This is a genomic window from Pseudoalteromonas sp. 20-MNA-CIBAN-0454, assembly GCF_040308685.1.
Lineage (GTDB): Bacteria > Pseudomonadota > Gammaproteobacteria > Enterobacterales > Alteromonadaceae > Pseudoalteromonas > Pseudoalteromonas nigrifaciens.
Genome location: NZ_JBEOOB010000082.1, coordinates 1 through 1455, shown reverse-complemented (window position 1 = coordinate 1455; position 1455 = coordinate 1). Strand labels below are relative to the sequence as shown.

The 1455-nt window shown below is 36.8% G+C and carries 2 protein-coding genes; both read left to right on the top strand.

The genetic code is table 11. From position 1 onward, the window contains the following. The first annotated feature begins 188 nt into the window (after window positions 1–188). Complete coding sequence (locus AAEZ22_RS17985; RefSeq protein WP_352298329.1) at window positions 189–854, top strand: ATP synthase subunit e; 666 nt, start codon at window positions 189–191, stop codon at window positions 852–854. A gap of 93 nt (window positions 855–947) precedes the next feature. Then, window positions 948–1370 (top strand): hypothetical protein, encoded by a 423-nt coding sequence (locus AAEZ22_RS17980; protein ID WP_352298326.1) that lies wholly within the window; start codon window positions 948–950, stop codon window positions 1368–1370. Window positions 1371–1455 lie beyond the last annotated feature (85 nt).

Sequence of the window (1455 nt, the reverse complement as noted above, 5' to 3'; positions counted from 1 at the left end):
GATCAACAGAAGCATATTCCATGTATTAATGAGATAGGTAAATACATTAATTAATGGAACGGAGTAACTATAAGCTAATTAATAAGGACAAAAAATAGTTGGCTGTTTTTGTTCCTCAACATTTTAGCCAACAATTTTTTGCCCATTATTAGGGCGTTAGCCTTCAGTAGGGAAACCGAGGATTCTTAATGTACGAAAATATTGTAATAGGTCTTGTATCTGGCTTAGTAGTTAGTTTTGTAGTGCTAGTGATAGGTAAATTCTGGCGAGGTGTCGTAGAACCTTGGTTTGAAGAACGTGTATACAAGGATCTTCACCTTGAAGGGAAATGGTTTTCTCTTTATGTAGAAACTGGAGACTATAGGCAAGAAATTATAAATTTAAAAAGGCATGGTCATGCAATAACTGGAACTATGATTTGCAAAAATGGTGCTGATGAAGGAGAGGAATATAGTTTATGCGGTAGTTTTAGAAATCTCCTTCTCCCTATGACTTATGAATCAATTGATAAAAACAAACGCGACCGCGGTACGATCACCTTGAAGTCATCACACAATGGTCAAAGGTTAGTCGGCGAAATAGCAATGTATGAGACGCAAAGCGATTCTATAGATACTGCTCAGGTTCTTTGGTTTAGAAGTAAAGATGAGCTTGAAAAAACAGTTGCTTACATAAAAAAGCATCGCGAAAGACTGAAAAAAATCAGAGAGAAAGAGAACGAAATTCGTGAGGAGTTATCAGAATTTATGGCTGAGTTCGCTAAAGAATTTGCAAAGAGAAAGCGCCAAGAGCAAGAAGAAAAAGACAATGCAATTGATGGCGAAGCTTCACGTATTGAGCATAAAAAAGGCTAACAAAGCATTGCACCGGATAAACCGGTGAACGCGGCGTTAGGTGCCTTGTATATATCAACATTTATATTCATTAAATTGTAAAAGGAAGTTCCAGTGAAAAAAGTAGTATTACCTTTAATTTTTATTTCATCAATTTTATCTGGTTGTGCAACACAACCTCCAAAAACAGAAGACATTAAACTTGCATCAAAAGATCGCCTTTACGATCAAGGTTTATTTACAGCCAACAATGAAAGAAATATCCCAGTTAAAATAACAAGAGATGTAGGCTTTCAAGGATCGCTCGCTACAGTATTTTTAAAAATAGATGGTAAGTATGTGGTTTGGTTAAATACGAGCGAAGAAATCACTATTTTTCTAGCTAATGGTGGTTATGTATTTGAACTTGTCCACTCTTTATGCCCTAAAGAGCAGTTATGTAGTAAACCGACAGATGTAACTATTAAAGACGGTTTTAATAACAATTTTAGAATTACCGTTGATGATGGGTTTTCACTTATCAGATCAAAAACTTAAAAGGCACTTAATCGGGTAGCCGGAGGTCTCTAACCTCCAGCCCCCACACCACCCATCATGCGGGTCCGCAATGGGCGGTTCATCT

Bases quoted from the DNA above. Each gene is read 5' to 3' on its own strand.
- AAEZ22_RS17985 (WP_352298329.1), top strand. From the start codon at position 189: ATGTACGAAAATATTGTAATAGGTCTTGTATCTGGCTTAGTAGTTAGT.